This is a genomic window from Rhodopseudomonas sp. BR0C11 (assembly GCF_010820945.1).
Taxonomy (GTDB): domain Bacteria; phylum Pseudomonadota; class Alphaproteobacteria; order Rhizobiales; family Xanthobacteraceae; genus Rhodopseudomonas; species Rhodopseudomonas palustris_H.
Map to the genome: position 1 here is coordinate 1 of NZ_QTKI01000384.1, position 4,616 is coordinate 4,616.

General features: G+C 65.0%; 5 protein-coding genes and 1 pseudogene. All 6 read left to right on the forward strand.

The annotated features are described in order from the left end of the window. Positions 1 to 36: 36 nt before the first annotated feature. A complete protein-coding gene (gene sdhD / locus DYI24_RS21640) occupies positions 37 to 450 on the forward strand; it encodes a succinate dehydrogenase, hydrophobic membrane anchor protein (RefSeq protein ID WP_107342467.1) in 414 nt (137 codons plus the stop codon). A gap of 3 nt (positions 451 to 453) precedes the next feature. After that, the gene (gene sdhA, locus DYI24_RS21645) at positions 454 to 2,277 is read left to right on the forward strand and encodes a succinate dehydrogenase flavoprotein subunit (RefSeq protein WP_164573798.1); all 1,824 of its coding nucleotides are present in this window, start codon (positions 454 to 456) and stop codon (positions 2,275 to 2,277) included. Between the two features lie 114 nt (positions 2,278 to 2,391). Then, positions 2,392 to 3,174 (forward strand): succinate dehydrogenase iron-sulfur subunit, encoded by a 783-nt coding sequence (locus DYI24_RS21650; RefSeq protein WP_011155784.1) that lies wholly within the window; start codon positions 2,392 to 2,394, stop codon positions 3,172 to 3,174. Between the two features lie 239 nt (positions 3,175 to 3,413). Continuing rightward, positions 3,414 to 3,902, forward strand: coding sequence for a pyridoxamine 5'-phosphate oxidase family protein (locus DYI24_RS21655; RefSeq protein WP_164573799.1), 489 nt, complete (start codon positions 3,414 to 3,416; stop codon positions 3,900 to 3,902). Further along, positions 3,903 to 4,154: a hypothetical protein gene (locus tag DYI24_RS21660; protein WP_164573800.1), complete on the forward strand. Its 252-nt coding sequence runs from the start codon at positions 3,903 to 3,905 to the stop codon at positions 4,152 to 4,154. It abuts the gene before it with no gap. Between the two features lie 269 nt (positions 4,155 to 4,423). After that, positions 4,424 to 4,616 (forward strand): annotated as a pseudogene (locus DYI24_RS21665) (OmpA family protein); the annotation flags it as partial.

The window sequence follows — 4,616 nt, forward strand, 5'->3', positions numbered from 1 at the left end:
GCTCTGGGTGATTGCCTATTCGATGGGGGTGGCCCGATGAGCGGCGACGCACACGGCGCGCGCACGCCGTCCTCGATGCGCACCCCGATCGGCAAGGTCCGCAAATTCGGCCCGGCCGGTTCCGGAACCTCGGACTTCTGGCGTCAGCGCATCACCGGCGTCGCCATGACGCTGCTGATCCTGCCGACCATCGTGGTGATCATGATGCTGCTCGGCCGCAACCAGGCGGCCGCCGCGCAGATCCTCGGCTCGCCGCTGATCTCGCTGATCATGATCCTCTTCATCATTGCCTCCGCGATCCACATGAAGATCGGCATGCAGGTGGTGATCGAAGACTACGTCCAGAACGAAAAGCTCAAGTTGGTCACCATCATGGCCAACAACTTCTTCTCGATCGCCGTGGCGCTGGCCGCGATCTTTGCGATCTTCAAAATGGCATCCGGAGTTTAAGGCATGGCGGCGAACGTCAACGGCGCCCCGGCGGCGGGCGGCTACGCCTATCCGATCGAGGACCACACCTATGACGTCGTGGTGGTCGGCGCCGGCGGCGCGGGCCTGCGCGCGGTGGTCGGCTGCAGCGAGGCGGGCCTCCGCACCGCCTGCATCACCAAGGTGTTCCCGACCCGCTCGCACACCGTGGCGGCGCAGGGCGGCATCTCGGCCTCGCTCGGCAACATGCACAAGGACGACTGGCGCTGGCACATGTACGACACCGTGAAGGGGTCGGACTGGCTCGGCGATCAGGACTCGATCGAGTACATGGTCCGCAACGCGCCGGAAGCCGTGTACGAGCTCGAGCATTGGGGCGTGCCGTTCTCGCGCACCGAAGACGGCAAGATCTATCAGCGTCCGTTCGGCGGCATGACGATGGATTTCGGCAAGGGTCAGGCGCAGCGCACCTGCGCGGCCGCCGACCGCACCGGCCACGCCATGCTGCACACGATGTACGGCCAGGCGCTGCGCCATTCGGCCGAGTTCTACATCGAGTTCTACGCCATCGACCTGATCATGGACGATCAGGGCTGCTGCCGCGGCGTCGTGGCGCTGAAGCTCGACGACGGCACCATCCATCGCTTCAAGGCGCAGACCACCATCCTGGCGACCGGCGGCTACGGCCGCGCCTACGCCTCCTGCACGTCGGCGCACACCTGCACCGGCGACGGCGGCGCGATGGCGCTGCGGGCCGGCCTGCCGCTGCAGGATATGGAGTTCGTTCAGTTCCACCCGACCGGCATCTACGGCTCGGGCTGTCTGGTGACCGAAGGTGCCCGCGGTGAAGGCGGCTATCTGGTCAACTCCGAAGGCGAGCGCTTCATGGAGCGCTACGCGCCGTCGGCCAAGGATCTCGCCTCGCGCGACGTGGTTTCGCGCGCGATGACGATCGAAATGCGCGAAGGTCGCGGCGTCGGCAAGAAGAAGGACCATATCTTCCTGCACCTCGACCATCTGGCGCCGGAAGTGCTGCACGAGCGGCTGCCCGGCATCTCGGAGTCGGCGCGGATCTTCGCCGGCGTCGACGTCACCCGCGAGCCGATCCCGATCCTGCCGACTGTGCACTACAACTTGGGCGGCATCCCGACGAACTTCCACGGCGAAGTCGTCACCAAGAAGGACGGCGACGACAACGCGGTGGTGCCGGGCCTGATGGCGATCGGCGAAGCCGCCTGCGTGTCGGTGCATGGCGCCAACCGCCTCGGCTCCAACTCGCTGATCGACCTCGTGGTGTTCGGCCGCGCCGCTGCGCTGCGCTGCGCCGAGAAGCTGGTGCCGAACGGCAAGCAGCCGGAGCTGCCGGCGAGCTCCGCCGACATGTCGCTGTCGCGTCTCGACAAGTATCGCTACGCCAAGGGCGGCACCCCGACCGCCAAGCTGCGCGAGCGGATGCAGCACGTGATGCAGAACAACTGCGCGGTGTTCCGCACCGGCGAAGTCCTCGCCGAGGGCAAGGAACTGATCGCCAACGTCCATGGCAGCGTCGGCGATGTCGGCGTGTCGGATCGCTCGCTGGTGTGGAATTCGGATCTCGTCGAGACCCTGGAATTCGACAACCTGATCGTCCAGGCGGTGGTGACGATGAACTCGGCCGCCAACCGCACCGAGAGCCGCGGCGCCCACGCCCGCGAAGACTTCCCGGATCGCGACGACGCCAACTGGATGAAGCACACGCTGGCCTGGATCGGTGACAAGGGCGACGTGACGATCGATTACCGGCCGGTGCACGACTACACGATGACCAACGACGTTCAGTACATTCCGCCGAAGCCGCGGGTGTATTGATCGCCAGAGAACGAACTGTCATGCCCGGGCTTGACCCGGGCATCCATCATCTTCGCAAGAAGATGGATTGCCGGGTCAAGCCCGGCAATGACGCGCAGAGCCAGAGGCAACGAGATGGTTGAATTCGCACTTCCGAAGAATTCGAAGATTGTCGGCGGCAAGACCTGGCCGAAGCCGGAAGGCGCGACCGAGGTTCGTGAATTCCGCGTCTATCGGTGGAATCCGGACGACGGCAAGAACCCGAGCGTCGACACATACTACGTCGACAAGCACGACTGCGGCCCGATGGTTCTCGACGGCCTGATCTGGATCAAGAACAACATCGATCCGACGTTGACCTTCCGCCGCTCCTGCCGCGAAGGCGTGTGCGGCTCGTGCGCGATGAACATCGACGGCGAGAACACGCTGGCCTGCACCAAGGCGATGGATGACGTTCGCGACGACGCGGTGAAGATCAACCCGCTGCCGCATCAGCCGGTGGTGAAGGATCTGGTTCCCGACCTGACCAACTTCTACGCGCAGTACGCCTCGATCCAGCCCTGGCTGCAGACCGTGACGCCGACCCCGCAGAAGGAATGGCGTCAGAGCCATTCCGACCGCGAGAAGCTCGACGGCCTGTACGAGTGCATCCTGTGCGCCTGCTGCTCGACCTCGTGCCCGAGCTACTGGTGGAACTCGGACCGCTTCCTCGGCCCGGCCGCGCTGCTGCAGGCGACCCGCTGGGTCGAAGACAGCCGGGATGAGGCCACCGGCGAGCGCCTCGACAATCTCGAAGATCCGTTCCGGATCTATCGCTGCCACACCATCATGAACTGTGCCAAGGCGTGCCCGAAGGGTCTCAACCCGTCGGAAGCGATCGCCAACCTCAAGCTCAAGCTGGTCGAACGCCAGATCTGACGCGCGCAAGTTATCGTCGATACCAACGGCCGGGCCAGAGCCCGGCCGTTTTGTTTTGATCGCGGATCTCTCCGTCGTCATGGCGAGCGAAGCGAAGCAACCCAGCCCCTTGCACGAGCGTTCTCGCTTGCTTCGTCGCTGCGCTCCTCGCAATTGACGGCGCAGCCTCGTCGCCTCGCCGCCGCGGAACATCGCCGCAAAGCGATCGTTATCGCCGCTGACGAACAAGGGAGAGCGAGATGGCGGCGAGGATGAACGAAGGCAATGCGCAGCACGCCTGGGATCTGATGAAGAAGATCACCTTCGCGATGCTGGCGACGCGCGACGGCGAAAAGATCCGCTCGCGCCCGATGGCCGCCTATGTGAGGCCCGAAGAAGGCGCGATCTATTTCCTCACCGACGTCCGTCGCCACAAGGATGAGGAGATCGCGCAAGATCACCACGTCAATCTCGGCTTCGCCAACGCCAGCGCGCAGAAGTATGTCTCGGTCACAGGCTATGCGGCGATTAGCGATGACCGCGCCAAGATCAAGGAGCTGTTCGGCACCGAGGCCAAGGCGTGGTGGGACAGCCCGGATGATCCAAACATCCGTGTGCTCAAGGTGACGCCGGAGGAAGCCGAGTATTGGGATTCGCCCGGCACCCTGGTGAGCTACGCCAAGATGATGGTGGCGGCTGCGACCGGCGGTCGGCCCGATCTCGGCGAGAACGCCAAGGTGGCGATCTAAATGGCGCCCGGCGAGCCTCAGGAAGTCCCGAACAATCCCGGACCCGCGACGCCTCCGCCGGAGGTGCCGCCCAGTACGCCGACCGAGCCGCCGCTGGAGCAGCCGCCGGGCAATCCAAATCCGGATATCCCACCGCCGATCACTGAGCCGGGCGCGCCGCCGCAGCCGGATGAACTCCCTGGACAGATGCCGGACGAACTGCCGGTGCGATCGCCTCCCGGTCCCGGCGCTCCCAATCCTGGCGTGGCGTGAGGTCGGCGCTCGCTGATCGTCAGGACGTCACTGCGTGCGTGTTAGTACGCTGTGTACCAACCAGTCATCTGTCGCCGTACTGCTCATCCCAGTCCTGAACTCGTGATGAATACCGCCGCGTTCGAGCCTCGCACGCGGCGGAATTTTTTCTTCTCGGCTGAAGCCGGTTGCCACAATTGAGCCTCACGCCTTGTCGTTCATCGGAACACGGCGGATCACCGTTCGACTGCGTCGCGCGACATCCGCCTGCTCCATTGAGGGTCTGTTTGATGACGAAGCTAAATGTTGCACTGCTCGCGACCACGGCGCTGACGCTTGGGTCGCTGATCGGTCATCCCGCGGCGGCCGAGAGCGCGTCCGCGCCGATGCTGCTCGCGCAGGCGGTGCAGGGCGGCCCAGCGCCAGCCCCGTCCGAGGAAAAGAAGAAGGAAGCGCCGCCGCCCGGCCCGCGCCCTGCACCCG